Annotated in this window: 1 protein-coding gene; it reads left to right on the top strand. The window is 54.5% G+C overall.

The genetic code is table 11. From position 1 onward, the window contains the following. A partial coding sequence (locus ACR0AO_RS25470; protein WP_480609844.1) for a DMT family transporter occupies positions 1 to 666 on the top strand: 666 nt, incomplete at its 5' end. Positions 667 to 848: the final 182 nt, after the last annotated feature.

Below are 848 nucleotides of genomic sequence, written 5' to 3' on the forward strand. Positions count from 1 at the left end.
TGGATCGGATATGTAACGGCGCTGGAAAAGTTGCCCGCATCGACAGTTGGTGTGCTTTACATGACCTATCCGGTGTTCACCTTAGTTATTGCTTGGGCTGTGTTTGGCGATGCACCCACGCGACGCGCCATGTTGGCTGCTAGTCTGATTGTGGTGGCAGCTGTTATCGCTGGCTCGCCTGCGTCAGTGGCTGCGGAACAACTACCAACTCTGCTGCTGTCCCTTGCCGCCCCATTTGGGTTTGGCTTCGGAATTTGCGTCCTGGTACACAGGTTGTCACGGATTGCGCCGTTGGCACGTATCGCGTCAGTTTCTCTGGGGTCTGTACTGGGCCTCGCACCGCTCATCCTTGGTGCTGAGGTTGGAGAATTGCTCCCAAGGGAACAATCCGATTGGCTTTTCATTGTTGGTATTGGACTGGTCACCGCTTTCGTGCCTCAGCTTATCTACACGATATGCTCACCTGTTATTGGGGCTTCCCAAACTGCGGTCGTCGGAAGCATCGAATTACCCACGATGTTTGCTGTCGGGTTTCTTGCCTTTGGCGAAGCCATTTCTTTTCCTCAAGCTTTGGCATGTGCCTTAGTGCTGGGCGCAATCGCGATCACTAGAAGCCGCAAGACGCGCACCGTATCTACCGTGCTCGCAAAATCACAACGGCGGTAGAACTGGGCTCGCAGTGGACATTCGAACTCAACAAAAAGGAGCGACAGATGTCTGCTCTGCGCGGACAAACCTGCCGTTAGTTGCCAAAGGCCGAATGTCCGATCTCGCCGCGATTGTCGACATTGGAGCTATGTCGGTCTGGTGCCATGAACTGCCATTGACACGTTCGCGTGCGACAAAGG

It is taken from the genome of Ruegeria sp. AF8 (assembly GCF_056541825.1).